Genomic DNA, 16,377 nt, shown 5'->3' on the forward strand with positions numbered 1-16,377 from the left:
GGCGGCGCATGATGTTTATCAGGCCTCATCCGGTAATGTGGTGTCGCCGGCACCCAGCGCCCGCTGAAGTAATACCGTATCCACCCAGCGTCCATGTTTCATGCCAACTGAACGCAATGTGCCAACCATTTCAAAGCCCAGCGATTGATGCAATCCCAGCGAAGCATGATTCTCGCTATTTCCTATTACAGAAATCATCTGCCGGTAGCCCTGGTTTTCCGCCAATGTCAGTGCCGTCGACAAAAGCGTCTTCCCGATACCTTGCCCTTGGACATCAGGATGAATATAGACTGAATCTTCCACGGTAAAACGGTATGCCCGACGTGTGCGATACAGCGAGAGATAACAATAACCAACCACCAGATCGTCTCGCAACGCCACCAGCCAGGGTAGCTTTTCAGCGCGGACTTTCCTGAGACGGGCCTGCATTTCGGCAATATCGGGAGGTTCTGTCTCAAAGGTTGCGATACCATGCAGAACATGATGACTATATATCGCCTGAATCGCAGCGATGTGATGATCTTTGGCTTCTTCAATAACGACCAGATTCATGCATACTCCTTATTGATGTTTAGCAATAAGAGTAAAACTTTCATTTTCTGGTGAATAGAGCCTGAAACTTATACGCGGTATAAAGGAAACTTTGCTATGGCCAGGTTGAATCCGGATCTGTTGGCAACGTTTGCCATCGTTGTGCGGGAAAGCAGTTTTTCAGCCGCCGGAGATATTCTCGGGCTGACACAACCGGCAGTTAGCCTACAGGTTCGTCAGTTAGAGCACTATTTTGGGTTGCGGCTGGTGGAACGTGCCGGGAAAAAACTCCGCCCGACCCCGGCGGGAGAAACACTACTGACACAAGCTGAACGAGTTAGAGTCGTACTCGATGATGTACAACAGGTCATGGCTGATTATTCACAGGACGTCATCGGCAGTGTGGTGCTGGGGACTGGCGCCACGGCTTGCATTCATCTGATGCCCCCTCTGCTTCGTGAACTTCGACAGGATTATCCGCGAATTACTGTCGGCATCCATACCGGCAATACACGGGACATCGTCAAAGCCGTGGCAGATAACCAGATTGATGCCGCGTTGGTCACAATGCCGGCTAGCGGACGAAATCTTGTTATCTCACCCCTACTGGAAGATGAATTCGTAGCGATATTAAGTAAAGACTGTGCCACGGCCCCCCTTTTCGATGCCGCGACACTGAATCGTTTACCCTTAATTGTATTTGAATCAGGCAGCAGTACCCGCAGTCTGATTGATGACTGGTTCAGTGCATCGGGGGAAAAAAACGTTCCGGTGATGGAGTTGGGCAGTATTGAAGCTATCAAAGAAATGGTGGTCGCTGGGTTGGGATACAGTATTATTCCCAGCATAGCCGTGACACCCGAATTATTGCGGCGCGGTGTCTGCGCCCGTGCGCTAACACCACCACTCAGCCGCACGTTGAGTATTGCTCTACGACAGGACAAGTTACTGAATAAAGCATTAAAAATTGTGCTTAACCGTCTTGAAAAAACTGCCCTGACAAAATAAATAGAAACAAGGCAGTGATTCGAAAAAATAAAAAATACCCAATCTCAGTTAGTGACTTAACTGGAAAGCATCATACCGGGTGTTCAGCATATCCCCACGCTTAACCGGTTTAAGAGAAGAGATCCGATGAACCGACGACTTCCCAGCTCATGCCGTCAGACTCCATGCTCAGCATCTGTTGTATCTTTTCGTAGATTTCAGCAGCAGACATGCCTTTATATATTCCTTGGCTATAAAAATTAAACATATCCAGGTTTTTACTGCTGTTTTGCTGACTCATCCGTGCGGCATTTGCGGATGTCACCGGTTGACCGGTAAACACATCAAGCGCTTTCCAACTACCATCCGGGTAGCTCGTCATGGAAACTAACGTTCCACCATACAATGGAATACCATTCATCATCTCCAGAGAACGTTTTGGAGACACGCCTTCTCTTTGTTTTTCCTGTTTGTCCCTAACTTCCTGCTCAGCGGTTTTTTCCTGAAAGCCACTAATACTCCCAGTTGACTGGGCAGCATTTGACTTATTTTTTCCGTCAGGGGATAACGTGACCTTTGTACTCGCATCAGGGGTAGTAAATAAGTTCGCCAGCGCATCATTACTCGTGGAGTCCGAGGATGAATCCCCTTTACTCACCGAACTTATGGTTGTTATGAGCGGGTAAAAAGACTTTACATTCTGACTATGTGTTTCAAGACCCGATATAGCCACGACGTAACTCCTTTCGTCTATTGAATTTAACGTCTGTATACCCGTCATCTCTCAAGCTACCGATGCGTTGGTTGCGTTCAGTTACTCGGCCCATCCCTGGAATCCACCTTTTGGGATCGTTGTAAACAGTATGCAAATATGCTTCTGGCAGATTTGCCACTCCTCAAATCATTTGCCTGAGTAAGCACGCCGGAATGCTTTCGCTTACCGCCTTCCTGCAACTCGAAATCTATTGGGCACATATTCTGATGGTGGCAATTGTCAGTCGTGATTCACACACAATTTGGTTAGGCAAAAGAATGAAATCGAGAAATCTAACCACCCCATCGATACATATAACCGTTTTTCATATAAAAAATAATTTATGAAAAAAAATGAATAAAACGCCATGGTGTCACATTTACTAACGTTTAATTACTTATTTTGACGACAACATTTACATTGCTAACGTATAAAATATATCGGCCATTTTGATTTTTTGTTAAGACATAATTGGAATAACAACGTTCATTTATTGAGCTAATAAGAAATATTCACACTATTCCCCCTCACGACATCGACAAGATTCGCTGACCCATAGCATCCCGATTACCCAGTCACAGAAGACAATAGTTGCGGAATAACGTCATGAATTCGTCATATAGGGTTGTTATGTTTTATCCAGAACAATCTTATTGTTAAGACACCTGATGCATACCTTATCTGTCCCGAAACCACGGTTGCCCTCAGTACATTTTCCCAGTGCACGCGACTTGTGTATTACTACACCCGATGTTTCTCCGGCTACGGAGAATGCCAGCGTATTACAGATCTTTGGTCAGCATAAAGATCTGGTCAGCTTGCCAGTAGTCGAAAATGGCCGACCATTCGGATTAATCAACCGGAATATTTTCCTCTCTCAGATGGCCCGTCCTTTCTATCGCGAGTTGTATGATAGAAAAAGCTGTATTGCTTTCATGGATAAAAATCCGCTGGTAGTAGAGGCTTCTACCTCCTTAAGTGACGTGACAGATAAGGCGGTGATTACCGGCGATAGATTTCTGACTGATGGATTTATCATTGTTGAACAAGGGCAATATCTCGGCATTGGACTGGGTATTGACTTAATTAAAAACGTTGCGGATATGCATGCACAAAAACACCAGCAAATCATGCAAAGTATTGAGTATGCCAGCGTCATCCAGGGAGCAATGCTGGCATCCTCACATCAGGCAATGTCCAAAACGTTGGCAGAATGGTGCCTGATATGGGAACCGCGTGATTGTGTCGGGGGAGACTGTTACTACTTCAAACCCTATGCTCATGGCTGGCTGGCCGTGGTGGCGGATTGTACAGGTCATGGTGTCCCTGGTGCGTTCATGACACTGATTTTTGCCTCGGCACTGGAGATGGCGCTAACCCTACATGGACCGGAACAACCAGCACAGCTGTTGCAGACTATCAATCGCCACATCAAAGATACATTGGGGCAGATTAGTCATATCGGACAGAAACCTTCCTCTAATGATGGCTGCGACGCCATTCTTATATTTATGGAAACCGCCTCATCTACCCTTAACTGGGCCAGTGCGCGTATACCCGCCTTCATACTTAAAGCCCAGAATCGTGAAATCACGATGCTTGAGAACGATCGCATGGGCGTTGGCTATACTGACACACCTTATGACTACACTTGGCCAGCGTTCCGACAAACACTGGCACCACAGGATATAGTTTTCACGACCACCGATGGACTGACCGATCAGATCGGTGGTGAACGACAGATCATGTTTGGTAAGCGTCGCCTGCAAGACTTATTGCTGCGTTTTCAAACACTCCCGATGCATAAACTAGCCAACCAGTTGATGCAGCAACATAACGCCTGGCAAGGCGAACAATATCGACGAGACGATCTGACATTTTGGGGTTTCAGGCAATAAACGAGATTATCAATTGGCAATTGGGTGGTTCAGCGATATGTCAGACACGAATTACGACGGCTTTTTTGACCTTACACAACAGCAGGATCTTACGCTGTATTACGTGGGGTACTTTTCACAAAATATCATCTGTTCCCTGGCGGAGGCGGTGAAATTACAACTGGAAAAAAAACAGGTGCCTGCCAATGTTCGCCGCAAATTGTTTTCCAGTTTTGTAGAAATAGTTCAGAACATCATCCGTTATTCAGCCGCTAATCTGACATCAATTGATCACCCAAATGAAATGCGGCATGGATTGGTATGCATCGGCCATGAAGCAGGGAAATACTTTCTGCTCTGTGCCAATCGGGTCCATCCCTATGACATGGAAAAACTGCGAGTGCGTCTGGAACCGCTGTGTCACATGACGCTCGAAGAAATCAAACTCGCCTACAAAGCCTCGTTACGTGATGATACTCCGCCCCAGAGCAAAGGCGCTGATATGGGGTTACTGACTATTGCACGCGATGCCAGTGAACCCCTGCAATTCACTTTTCGGAGTGATGAATCAACGGGGTTTCCCACGTTTTATCTAAAGGCAATTATTTAACATGACAGAGACTATAACAACAGAGAATCTCCATATTGCTGGCACGCCAAGCTCGCCAACCGTAGATTTTTATTTTGATACACACCAGCTCTCTCTTTCCGGTGAGTCCTATCCTGAAAATGCGGCGGCGTTTTACAACCCGCTCATTACGCGGATTCAGCATTATCTCACCACCATACAGGCTACAGACATCCTTCTTGACAAGAAGATCAATGTGCATGTGTCGTTGATTTACTTCAACAGCTCCAGCACCAAGATGCTGTTCAGCCTATTTAACCTTCTCAATCAGGCTGCTGAAAACGGGCTTCCCATTGTCCTACATTGGTATCACGACCAAGACGATGACATTACAGAAGAATTCGGACAAGAACTGCATCTGGATTTCCCGGCACTTGAATTTCATAGCCATATTTTGGAGTAACGCCATGAGCACCAATGAACTGTTTACACCAGAGTATGATATTTTGCTGTCAGCACGTCACGTCGCCGCACAACTGGATATGCCAGCTGAAATATATCGGGACAATCTGATGCTGTTATCAGAACATTACCAGCGTCTGGTTCGGGAGACCTACCGACTGATTACCCGCAGTGATCGTGCCGAAAAGGAACTTACACGCCTTAATACCCAACTTCACACATTAGCCGTCGAGTTGGAATACAAGGCGACCCATGATCCGTTAACCGATATTTTTAATCGCCGCGCAATTATCGATCTTGTCGACGAAACGCTGGCACAGAAACCAGCCGCGCTGATTGTGCTGGATATTGATCATTTCAAACAGGTCAATGATACATTCGGTCATCCCACCGGCGACACTGTGATTTGCAATTTGGTTTCACGCATTCGAGAAGTATTGCAGGGACAAGGCTATATTGGCCGCGTGGGCGGCGAAGAGTTCACTATTCTGTTGAGTGAATATACGCTGATGCAGGCAGTCTCTATTGCGGAACAGATCCATCACAGTCTCAACCAAACCCCATTGCTGCCCCAGCGAAAAGTAACCGCCAGTTTCGGCATCAGTTGGACACCGGCTCAAGCTCGCTTTGACACACTCTACAGCATCGCTGATAACGCGTTGTATCGGGCTAAAAATAAGGGTAGGAACCGTGTCGAATATAGCGTCGATGCCATCATAGAATAGTGGTGGTTAAACAAGCCGCCACCGTTGCCGAACGAATATTCCCGCCAAAGCGTCGCGCTCATCGGCTGCGTTTTCATGGTCTGTACTCATGGTTCGCTGATGGAAATTCTCCTGACCGGCCGGGGCCACGATGCCCACAGCGATGATGCGACAATCATCCCTCCCCCCAACCATGCAAATACGCTCAGCCGCTCTTGCAACCACAGAGTGGCAAATATGGCACCAAAAAAAGGCTCCGACCCCATCAATAATGAAGCCCGTGTTGGGGTGATTCTGCGAACGGCATAGTTGGCAAACATCGTGCAAAACAGCACCAGATATAACGTCGCTGACCAAAACGCCCAGGTCGTTGGTAATGGCGGGATCCCCTGCTGAGTACAAAGCAACAGGATCAACGAGCCGCCCGCAACAACACCGGTTTGCACTGCGGTAAGCGCCAACGCGGGAACATCATGATGCTCCATCAGTTTTTTGGTCAGACAGACCATCAGTGCGCGCAGCAATGCCGCGCCCAGTACCAATACATCGCCGACATTCATCTCAATATCGTCGTTTGTGCGGGTTAACAGTAGCGCACCACACAGTGACAATGTGGCTGCAACGAACACGGCGGTTTCTGGCCGCTGGCGAAAAATGGACCACTCAACAAATGGCGTCAGGACCACACACATGCTGATCAGGAAAGCTGCATTACTGGCGCTGGTATACATGACACCGAAGGTTTCACACAGGAAGATCGCCAGCAAGAGCAAACCAAGGACAGCACCCGGCAATAACGCCTGACGATAATGATTGCGCAGCACAGGCAGCAGTAAAACAAATGTCATGATAAACCGGATAAACAGGAACCCGGCTACCGGATAAAATAGTATGGCGCCTTTCGCCACACCATAACTGGTTCCCCAGATCATCGCGACAGCCAGTAGCATTAACTCCGCATAACCACGGGTGCTTTTGTGTAGTTTATTCAGCATGGGCATTCTCGCTCAAAGGCAATAACCAGGACATCACGATATCCCTGTGAACCTTGACTACAGGAGATAGGAGAAACCTCGTGCATTATTCGGCGGTCATCAGCAACAATAATATCCATCGGCTGGTTAAGCGTTTTGCTATGCAGAGGTGTACGTTGGCTATCCGTAATGGTTGTCACACCTCCCGAGACATTGACGCGTCGAATTAACGCCATGGCAATATAGTCAACACCATCACGATGTAATCCTTCCGGGGTCGGTTTTCCAGTCTCTATTTTATTAGTCAGAATACGATAAGGATACAAACGGATAGTCCATGTTCGTGTTTCCTTCTCAGCACAGTTAAATATTTGCGCCAGCCCCCGGATCAGGGAAATAAATAAAGGGTGATTAATAAAGTTAGTCTCCAACGGAGGATAATAACGTTCGACACCACCATTCAGATAATTGAATTCAGTTGATTGAGAATAAGGCTCATGTGGTAGCAATATCAATTTACCGTGCGGATCCTCCAGTCGGAAATGGCTATAACGGCGATAACGGTACGTACCATTGTCAGCCATAAATTCATCGCGAACCAGAGAATCCCAATAACATCCGAATGAGGAAACATAATCATAATCCAATTCGAGATCATCAATAACATCCTGCCCAGCAATAAATGCCCATCCTTGTTTCTTTATTTCATTTGCCGTTGTGTTTATCAAATTTAATGGCAATGCATAAAACTCATCAATTAATTTCATAGATCACCTCATGCGGACAATGCGTAATGGTTGGTGAGCGAAGAAGATAATTCAGCCAGGCTGCGACAACCTCGCGCAATGGCAATGTTTTTCTCCCAGCCATCGCGATCCGTAAGATAGAGTGGGTTCAATGCATGCACAGACGTGAGGTCTGCCACCCCAGGACGCAGCGAAAACGTAACACTGCCGGTGACCGCTTCCGCGCTTTTTTGGATGAACGCTGCCGTTGCTGCGCTTAACTGACCAAACCAGCGCCCTTCAATCGCTTCACATACCCAGATTTGCTCTATCGCCAATTTATTTCTGAGTAAATTCGCATCCAAAACCGCAGTTTCTAAATGCCGATAGGCCGCCATGAGCAGTGTCGCTGCTGGCGCTTCCCTGACTTCAAGCACTTTCTCTCCGCCTTCCAGATGCTCAAGGCCGCTGTAGCGCCCGATACCATATTTCCCTGCGACGTTGTTAAGCGTGTCGATCAACTCGATCATCGACTGTGGCGTGTTATTGATGGAAACGGGCTTGCCGGACTCAAATCCCAGAGTTAACGACGTTGAAGAACTCAATGGTTGCGAAGGCTTAGCAGTCCATTTAAACAATCTCTCGGGAACGCTGAAATCTTCCGGATTATCCAGTTCACCAGACTCATATTCTCTGACCCAGAGATTGGCGTCACCACTAATACCTCTTGCCTGGAACCGATCTAACCCTATCTGACACAACGATTTAATTTTCTCTTCCCGGCTAAAGGCCGAATACTCATATGGACTGCCAATATAACCAGGGAAATTAAGTTGCCGCAGAGCCCCATTCAAGCGCCGCAAGCTATTCTGTGATTGATTTGCCGTATGCAGGATGGCATCACAACCCAGTCCTTTTGCCAATTCCACCGCATATTGCGCGATGATCGGTCGTGATAATGAGGAACTGATAGGATATATCCCCATATATTTTGCATTAGCTTGAATTGCCGGAATAATCGCTTGCTCAATAAATCGTTCACGAGCGTCAATGACTTTTAATCTGACACCAAAGCATTCCGCAATATATTGTAAATCCTCGCTGACAACACCATCGCCAAGATCAATAGTTAATGCCGTGACTTTACAGCGATACTGCGATAGCTTGTAAAGAAGATAGCTACTATCTACCCCGCCGCTAAATAAGGTGAGAATATGTTGTGTGTGCTTAGCAATAAAAGACAGATCTTCCAAACTCCTCACTTCCAGAGAACGCGTCATTTTCGTTTCCTTTTAGCTGTGTATTGTAATGATAATGACTTGCTGCCTGGTCAGTATCGCTGATCCGTCCACGTGGAATAATAGTGATAAACAAATAACTCTTTTGCATTATGAGAACAAATCAATACATGGGTTTAATGCCGTACATGGCTGTTTTCGTCCAGGTCGTTGAGTCTGGCAGCTTTTCAGCCGCCGCCGAACAACTTGGCACCACGGCATCATCAGTTAGCAGGCAGATAGCCAGCCTGGAACAGGCGTTGTCAATAAAATTACTGGAGCGCACGACGCGCCGGCTCAAACTCACCGCCGCTGGCACGGAAGCTTATGCGTACTGTAATGAGATGATTGAGTCAGCAAAAAATGTAATGGAAATAGCAGATCGCTTCTGTAACAGCCCTCAGGGGCTGGTGAAAATCAGCGCCCCCAGAGCATTTGGCCGTGATTTAATCACACCGCACATTGCCGAGTTTCTACGGCTGTATCCCCATGTGGATGTGCAATTAATGCTGACCGACAGGCTGGTTGACTTGATTGGCGATGACATTGATTTAATTATCAGAATTACAGATGATCCTCCCGCCGGACTGGCCGCAAGACCACTTATTCGCGTTAATCATATTATTTGTGCCACAAAAACTTATTTAGATGAAAAAGGTACGCCTCAGCATCCTCTTGATCTGACGCAACACAGTTGTATTTATTTAGGTGAAACACCTGGCGATAATTGCTGGAAATTTAAAAATACCGTCACTGGAGAACAAAGCAGAGTAACGGTAAGAGGCCGTTATGCCACCAACCATAGCAAAGCGCGGCTTGATGGCATTCTCAACCATTTAGGCATTGGCTGCCTGCCTTTTTTCACGGTACAAGAAGCAATTGAAAAACAGCAAGTTATTCAGGTACTGCCACAGTGGGACTATATGACAACCTATTACGGAATGTCGTGGATCCTTTATCATCCCAATCGCTATTTACCCTCTAAATACCGGGTTCTCATCGATTTTCTGACGGAAAAGATTTTAGTCCGCAAACAGACCGGCAACCCTTAGCCACAGTGAAAACGGGACCCACAACCTTTCGCAGTGTGGGTGCCGTTCCATCGAATGGGTTCGTTGTGAGAGTTTACTGTCAGAAAGCCCGGCGGTAGTAGCTGAGCTTCATTAATCAGCTTTTTTTCACAAACTCGGATTTCAGTTTCATCGCGCCAAACCCATCAATTTTGCAATCGATATTGTGATCGCCTTCGACCAGACGAATGCCTCTGACTTTCGTCCCGATTTTCAATGTCGAGGAACTGCCCTTTACTTTCAAGTCCTTAATCACTGTCACAGTGTCGCCATCCGCCAGCAAATTACCATTCGCGTCTTTGACTATCAGGCCTTCGTCCTGAGAAGCAGAGCTGCTGTCTGCCGACCACACATGACCACATTCCGGACAATTGAATAACTCGCCATCTTGCCACGTATATTCAGAATTACATTTTGGGCAACTCGGTAACTGAGGCATCGGTAAACTCCTAAAAAGATAAAAAAATAGAGAAAAAGTGTATAAAATCATATAAAAATGAGTTTGCTCACCACTATTTTATCTTGTTGTCATCGTGGTGAGTAGCCATCTTTTACAATGAAATTACCGCGATTGCCTCAACCATCGTATCAAAGGAGAAAATCAGCACGCCTGATAGAGGCTGGCTAAGCGTTTCCGATCAAAACCCCGGCGGCAAAAACAAGTGCACCACCCAACACTACCTGTAACGCAGCACGCCAGAATGGTGTTTCCATGTAGCGCTTTTGGATCCAGGCAATACTCCATAATTCACAGAATACCATCACAAAGGCGATGCTGGTTGCCATCCAAAAATTAGTGATAAGATAAGGTAATGCATGACCCAAGCCTCCCAGGGCCGTCATCACGCCAGCCGCCAATCCCCGTTTGATTGGCGATCCCCTTCCGGAAATTGTCCCGTCATCAGCCGCCGCCTCCGTAAACCCCATAGATATTCCCGCACCAATCGATGCGGCCAGACCAACTAAAAAAGTGGTCCAGGTCGACTGTGTTGCGAACGCTGTAGCGAAAACCGGAGCCAGAGTCGAAACAGAACCATCCATTAGTCCTGCCAATCCCGGTTGTACCCAGGTCAGGATAAACTGGCGATGTGCGAGAGCATCCTCCTCCGAACGCACATCCTCAGGCAGCATCTCTTTTTCCAGGCTTGCCACGAGATCAGTGTGCCGGGCTTCCATTGCTGCCAGGTCACCGAGCAATCGCCGAGTATCCGCGTCACTCGTACGTTGTGCGGCTAATATGTAAAACTGATGTGCCGCCTCTTCCATTGCTGCGACTTCTGCCCGAATCCGGGCAATGCCCAGATTTTGAACCAGCCATAGTGGTTTACGATTGTAATAACCGGCAATATGCTCGCGTCTTATCAGCGGAATAATATTCCCAAATCGACGCTGATGCAGGGATATCAGCCGTTCGCGATGACGGTTCTCCTCCTTTGCCATCCTCAGGAGCATTTCTGCTGTTGCGGGATAGTCCTCTTGTACATGCATCGAGTACGTCTGGTAAATACGGGCATCATCCTCTTCAGAGGAAATTGCCAGTGAGAGGACCTCTTGCTCATTAAGCTCGGAAAACTGACGCCTTCTATCAAATCCAGACCACACATTGACCCCCTAAATACCAAGAATGAATAACAGAATGTAACGTTAATTTAAGATGTCTCGAATTGTTTTCCCTTGCCGACAGCAGGCGGGCGCTTTCGGTAATAACAAGGCAAGCCAACATGTTGATTCAAATCCATTAAAGATGTCATTGTTACAGGCAACAACAACCAAGCGCTCATTTTTGATAGAAAAATGCCTGGGGAACCGCCATAAATTTTGCAGTTGCCCGCGCCAAATGCTTCAATTCTCCCCGAAAACAGATAGTAGATTCCAATCGAAAGATATTTTTTCTTTGCGATAAAACCCAAGATGTAATCGACAGGTAACTACCCACTGGTATTGGAGTAGAAAATCGCACCAATAACTCTACCGTTAGAGCATGAATACCTCGGGAAAAGAGGCAATTTGTCATGGTTGCATCCAGAAGCGTCGAGATCAGACCACCGTGCAATAATCCCGGATAACCCTGGTGTTCAGGTGTCACCAGAAAATCGGTGGTAACCGCACCATTGGCCATTTCACGGAACACCAGCCCGAGAGCCAGTTGCCCCTCTGCTGGCTCACCACAAGCGATACATTGCGCATGAATCTTCTTCGTTTCCGTATATAAGCTATTCATAATGTGTCTCCATGGGGGAAAAGAAGCCCCCTTAATCAGACTGCTGTTCGGAGGGCTCATCCACAATAATCCGCGTCCGAGTCATATAAATTACTACGACACCCGCTGCCCATCCATACAGTAGCATCAATGGTTTCAATCAGTTTTTTATTGCATTGCTCCTATCCCGAACGGTCCTGACATCAAAATAATTGAATTCACTTTATTTCGACTAACAGCCGTTACTTTCAATCAATGGCGCCCAACGTTCTGGTCAATAAGCATATTGGGTCTGAGCTGGCGGCTTCATTTATAGCATATGCCACATAATAATCTTATTTATTGCCTATGTAATTATTTAATCTTACCGATATTTTATGACCGGTAACGGACTCATTAGCCACTCTTCAGTATCAGGGAGTTGCCCATGCAAACCGGAAAGATTAATCAACGGCGCGGATGCCCCATATAGCGTGGTGTAGAAGAGCGGTAATTTTCGGGGTAAATGGCAAACTGTGCACTCAGCCGTGATGACAAACCCGGGAAGTTCGTCACGACCTCCTGAGATAAATAGCTATATAATTCATATTGATATGTTTAATCGCCTGCCGATAATACCGCGGATAATCTCTGCGTTCTCCCAATGTGGAAAGTAACAAAGCCTTCGAGTTTCATTGCAAAAGTGTGCAGATGATCACCTCAAGTTTCTCTTTAGCATGCCGTTGGTTGGTATTAAGGCAATCACGCTTTTCGGCTTAAGTGGTAGACATATGTTAAAAACAACACAGTCTCGCTTTACTGTCTCCATCCTCGGTTTTTTCGTCTTGCTGATCATTGTGACCGTGGTGGTTATCAAGCAATTTGTGGCGCCGCAGTTGACCGATAATGAAGAACGCCTCGTGCGCTATCAAGTTGACTCACTTGCAACCACGATCATAGAACAGATGAACCGCGTACAAGCACAGCAACGCAGTATTACCGAAGCCATCAGCGTGATGGACAGTGCATCCATTGATACCTTACTGCCGGCACTGGTCAATCAATATCAGGATACCAACGTGTTTGGTGGCGGTATCTGGCCGCTGCCGAAACTGCGTGATCCGGAACGCGATAAATTTTCGACCTTCTTCGCTCGAGACGACAGTAACCAGCTCAAAGTGAATACCTACTGGAACTCGGCGGAAGCGGATAAATATTACGAACAACCCTGGTATAAAGAGGGTATGGCTGCCGCCAAAGGTGTGTGCGCCTGGGCGAAAGCGTATCAGGACGCAGCCAGCCCACAGCCCCGAACCAACTGTGCGATGGGCATCTATCGCAACGGCAAAGCCTGGGGTGTCGCCACCATCGATGTGACGCTTGGTTTTTTTAATAACCTGGCGAAAAAAATGGGCGATGCCATTAACGGTCGCGTACTGATTATTGAAGCTGATGGAAAAGTGGTGGGTAATGCGGCACTGGTTGGCGCTGCGCCCAAACTGGAAAATCTCAGTACACTCACCTTGCCAATGGCGGCGCCACTGCGGGCCATGTTGGTAAACGCCGGTAAAGAACCGATTCAAAGCCAATATGACGCTAAAGACGGTAGCCATACGTTGTTCGTTCAACCCATTGCCGGCAGTCCCTGGTATCTTGCCAGCGATGTTCTTACCAGCCAGTTGACTTCACAAACCAGCGATATGCTGATACGTCTGGGTGCCGTTCAACTCCCATTGGCCATTATTCTGCTTCTGGTATTGTTGGGTTTTATCCGCACGATGATGAAACGCCTCAATAACCTTAACGACAATATTCTATCGCTCTCAACGAGCGGTGCCGATCTGACTCAGCGCCTTCCCGTCAGCAATAGCCCGGAATTCAACAATGTTTCCCAGAGCTTCAACCATTTCATCGCCTATCTACAGGATATGATGCATCAGGTTGGTGACAGTACGCTGGCGATCACCTCCGCGTCACGCCAGATTGCCCGCGGTAACATGGACTTATCATCACGTACCGAGGAGCAGGCCAGTTCAATTGTGCAAACGGCAGCCTCCATGGAAGAGCTAACCGGCACGGTCAAACAAAATGCCGACAATGCCACTCATGCCAACAAACTGGCCAGTGAAGCGTCTCTTGTCGCCGAACGGGGAACACAGGTGGTACAGCAGGTGGTTTCAACCATGGGTGAGATCAATACCTCATCACACAAAGTCGTCGATATCATCAGCGTCATCGACAGTATCGCTTTCCAGACTAATATTCTGGCGCTAAATGCCGCTGTCGAAGCCGCCCGTGCTGGTGAACAAGGGAGAGGATTTGCCGTGGTCGCCTCAGAAGTTCGTAGTTTGGCACAACGCTCAGCCAACTCGGCACGTGAAATCAAGAAATTGATTGAAGAGTCTGTTGCCAGCATTGACGCAGGTAGCAACCTGGTAGAACAGGCAGGACAAACGATGGATGAATTGATGCAAGGGGTGAACAATGTGACGACGCTGATAGGCGAAATCATGTCCGCCAGCCGGGAGCAAAGCATGGGCATTGAACAGGTGAATCAGGCGATTAACCAACTGGATAGCACCACTCAGCAGAACGCCGCACTGGTTGAAGAGGTTTCTTCCGCTGCCCGCGCGATGGAAGAACAGAGTGAGCAGCTCGAATTGGTGGTGCAAAGCTTCAAACTCTGATTCTGACCAGCCACTCCAGGGACGAACCGAAAGCCAGGTTCGTCCCTCCTCGCTCCACCGGGACTCTCCCGTTACATCTGATGAATGTCCCCATCTGGCGTTAGCGGCAAGCCGAACTACCTTGTTTGAGGTGAGCAGCCTGATGCTAGCTCGAGTTCCTCTCTGCATTTTTTCACTGTTCCCTTATACTACCCGTCTATAACGATGATGAATGGCGAGAAAAAACCGGGAATGATGAATAACGACGTGCTACGTAGCGTGCGCTATATGCTGAATTTAAATAACGATCATCTGCTGGCAATCCTGACGCTAGCGGAAATGACTGTGCCTCTCCAGCAATTGGCAAGCTATGTGAAAAAAGAGGATGAAACCGGCTACCAGCCGTGTCCTGATATTGTGATGAGCTATTTTCTCAATGGCTTGATTCTGCAAAAACGCGGCAAAGACGAAAACCAGCCAGCACTGCAAGTCGAGCGTAGAGTCACCAATAACATCATCCTGAAAAAACTGCGCATTGCATTTTCGCTGAAAACCACGGATATTCAGGAAATACTGGCCGCCCAGGATTTCAAGGTCTCTCAGCCAGAGCTGACGGCCATAATGCGTTCACCGGATCATAAAAATTACCGCGCCTGCGGTGATCAAATTCTACGCTACTTTCTAAAAGGATTAACCGCTCGAGTTCGTCAGCGTTGACCGTCCTTGTGACATTCTGCCCACTGTCGAGATCAGGCTGCCGCCGGTGCCATAAGCGGCATCGGTAACGCCGCGACCGTCAATGCCGGGTGATGGCAGAATTTCACTACCTCGCCGACCACCAGCAGGCTGGGTGACTGTGGTTGATAACGCGCCAGCAATTCCGGTAATGTCGCCAGTGTAGCGGTTAACAATCGCTGTTCCGGCTGAGTGCCGCGCTCAATAATCGCCACCGGCGTCTGTGCAGACAACCCATGCTCGATCAAACGCTGACATAAGCGGCTGCCGTGGCTTAATCCCATGTAAAACACCAGCGTTTGTTGCCCATCCACAAATGTCGGCCAGTCCAGTTGCGGTTCACCATCTCGCGAATGTCCAGTCACAAAGCGTACCGACTGCGCGCAAGCCCGATGCGTTAATGGCAGTCCGACTGCCGCTGCACAACCGGTCGCCGCCGTAATTCCGGGAACGACATGACACGCAATACCCGCCTGCTGGGCATAATTCATCTCTTCACCACCGCGACCAAAAATAAACGGATCACCACCTTTGAGACGGACAACGCGCTGACCTGCCTGCGCCAGTTCAACCAGCAACTGGTTGATTTTTTCCTGAGAAAGACGATGGCAACCACGGGTTTTGCCCACATCAATACACAGCGCCTGCTGTGGCACCAGATCCATTATATCCGCTGATACCAGCCGATCGAACACCACCACATCAGCCTGTTGGATAGCACGCAGCGCTTTCAGCGTCAGCAGTTCTATATCGCCCGGCCCTGCGCCAACCAGCCAAATTTCGCCCGCCAGTACCGGCTGACTTCGCTGCGCCTGAACCATAATCTGTTGCAGTGTTTTCATTTTTTACCTCTTACCTTCGTCAGCAG

The 16,377-nt window shown here is 47.9% G+C and carries 17 protein-coding genes; 8 read left to right on the forward strand and 9 right to left on the reverse strand.

All coding sequences use genetic code 11. From position 1 onward, the window contains the following. Positions 1–18 precede the first annotated feature (18 nt). Positions 19–552, reverse strand: coding sequence for a GNAT family N-acetyltransferase (locus CWC46_RS19250; RefSeq protein WP_021014920.1), 534 nt, complete (start codon positions 550–552; stop codon positions 19–21). A gap of 96 nt (positions 553–648) precedes the next feature. Here CWC46_RS19250 and CWC46_RS19255 point away from each other — a divergent pair, with 96 nt between their 5' ends. Further along, entirely contained in the window at positions 649–1,539 is an 891-nt protein-coding gene (locus tag CWC46_RS19255) for a LysR family transcriptional regulator (RefSeq protein WP_021014919.1), read from the forward strand. 109 nt (positions 1,540–1,648) lie between these two features. Here the strand turns inward: CWC46_RS19255 and CWC46_RS19260 are convergent, their stop codons facing one another. Continuing rightward, on the reverse strand, positions 1,649–2,251 hold the full coding sequence (locus CWC46_RS19260) for a hypothetical protein (RefSeq protein WP_021014918.1): 603 nt from the start codon (positions 2,249–2,251) through the stop codon (positions 1,649–1,651). A 689-nt stretch (positions 2,252–2,940) separates the two neighbouring features. On the opposite strand from CWC46_RS19260, the gene CWC46_RS19265 reads away from it, so the two are divergent. Genes CWC46_RS19265 through CWC46_RS19280 form a run of 4 tightly spaced genes read left to right on the forward strand, consistent with a single transcriptional unit; the run spans position 2,941 to position 5,904 of the window. Beyond that, on the forward strand, positions 2,941–4,170 hold the full coding sequence (locus tag CWC46_RS19265) for a SpoIIE family protein phosphatase (RefSeq protein ID WP_021014917.1): 1,230 nt from the start codon (positions 2,941–2,943) through the stop codon (positions 4,168–4,170). 37 nt (positions 4,171–4,207) lie between these two features. Further along, complete coding sequence (locus CWC46_RS19270) at positions 4,208–4,759, forward strand: SiaB family protein kinase (protein WP_021014916.1); 552 nt, start codon at positions 4,208–4,210, stop codon at positions 4,757–4,759. A gap of 1 nt (position 4,760) precedes the next feature. Then, the gene (locus tag CWC46_RS19275; protein ID WP_021014915.1) at positions 4,761–5,180 is read left to right on the forward strand and encodes a DUF1987 domain-containing protein; all 420 of its coding nucleotides are present in this window, start codon (positions 4,761–4,763) and stop codon (positions 5,178–5,180) included. Between the two features lie 4 nt (positions 5,181–5,184). Then, entirely contained in the window at positions 5,185–5,904 is a 720-nt protein-coding gene (locus CWC46_RS19280) for a GGDEF domain-containing protein (protein ID WP_021014914.1), read from the forward strand. An 86-nt stretch (positions 5,905–5,990) separates the two neighbouring features. Here CWC46_RS19280 and CWC46_RS19285 read toward each other — a convergent pair whose 3' ends face one another. Genes CWC46_RS19285 through CWC46_RS19295 form a run of 3 tightly spaced genes read right to left on the reverse strand, consistent with a single transcriptional unit; the run spans position 5,991 to position 8,862 of the window. Further along, positions 5,991–6,878, reverse strand: coding sequence for an EamA family transporter (locus CWC46_RS19285; RefSeq protein ID WP_021014913.1), 888 nt, complete (start codon positions 6,876–6,878; stop codon positions 5,991–5,993). Next, on the reverse strand, positions 6,872–7,624 hold the full coding sequence (locus CWC46_RS19290; protein WP_021014912.1) for a 2OG-Fe dioxygenase family protein: 753 nt from the start codon (positions 7,622–7,624) through the stop codon (positions 6,872–6,874). Before CWC46_RS19290 ends, CWC46_RS19285 begins: the two co-directional genes overlap by 7 nt. An 8-nt stretch (positions 7,625–7,632) precedes the next feature. Then, positions 7,633–8,862, reverse strand: coding sequence for an argininosuccinate synthase-related protein (locus tag CWC46_RS19295; RefSeq protein ID WP_021014911.1), 1,230 nt, complete (start codon positions 8,860–8,862; stop codon positions 7,633–7,635). Positions 8,863–9,008: 146 nt separating this feature from the next. Here CWC46_RS19295 and CWC46_RS19300 point away from each other — a divergent pair, with 146 nt between their 5' ends. Further along, positions 9,009–9,911, forward strand: coding sequence for a LysR family transcriptional regulator (locus CWC46_RS19300; protein WP_237160191.1), 903 nt, complete (start codon positions 9,009–9,011; stop codon positions 9,909–9,911). Between the two features lie 115 nt (positions 9,912–10,026). Here the strand turns inward: CWC46_RS19300 and CWC46_RS19305 are convergent, their stop codons facing one another. The 3 genes from CWC46_RS19305 to CWC46_RS19315 all read right to left on the reverse strand — a co-directional run bounded on the left by CWC46_RS19305 (position 10,027) and on the right by CWC46_RS19315 (position 12,150). Further along, positions 10,027–10,368, reverse strand: a complete 342-nt coding sequence (locus tag CWC46_RS19305; RefSeq protein ID WP_021014909.1) for a zinc ribbon domain-containing protein YjdM — start codon at positions 10,366–10,368, stop codon at positions 10,027–10,029. Between the two features lie 185 nt (positions 10,369–10,553). Beyond that, positions 10,554–11,531, reverse strand: a complete 978-nt coding sequence (mbfA, locus tag CWC46_RS19310; protein WP_021014908.1) for an iron exporter MbfA — start codon at positions 11,529–11,531, stop codon at positions 10,554–10,556. 175 nt (positions 11,532–11,706) lie between these two features. Beyond that, positions 11,707–12,150: a PaaI family thioesterase gene (locus tag CWC46_RS19315; RefSeq protein WP_021014907.1), complete on the reverse strand. Its 444-nt coding sequence runs from the start codon at positions 12,148–12,150 to the stop codon at positions 11,707–11,709. A 749-nt stretch (positions 12,151–12,899) separates the two neighbouring features. Between CWC46_RS19315 and CWC46_RS19320 the strand changes: the two genes are divergently transcribed. Together CWC46_RS19320 and CWC46_RS19325 are read left to right on the forward strand one after the other, a co-directional pair. Further along, entirely contained in the window at positions 12,900–14,795 is a 1,896-nt protein-coding gene (locus CWC46_RS19320; protein WP_037380708.1) for a methyl-accepting chemotaxis protein, read from the forward strand. Between the two features lie 231 nt (positions 14,796–15,026). Then, on the forward strand, positions 15,027–15,491 hold the full coding sequence (locus CWC46_RS19325; RefSeq protein WP_037380705.1) for a YehS family protein: 465 nt from the start codon (positions 15,027–15,029) through the stop codon (positions 15,489–15,491). 32 nt (positions 15,492–15,523) lie between these two features. Here CWC46_RS19325 and cobA read toward each other — a convergent pair whose 3' ends face one another. Further along, entirely contained in the window at positions 15,524–16,351 is an 828-nt protein-coding gene (gene cobA / locus CWC46_RS19330) for a uroporphyrinogen-III C-methyltransferase (protein WP_021014904.1), read from the reverse strand. Positions 16,352–16,377: the final 26 nt, after the last annotated feature.

This window comes from Prodigiosinella confusarubida, assembly GCF_002847015.1.
Lineage (GTDB): Bacteria > Pseudomonadota > Gammaproteobacteria > Enterobacterales > Enterobacteriaceae > Prodigiosinella > Prodigiosinella aquatilis.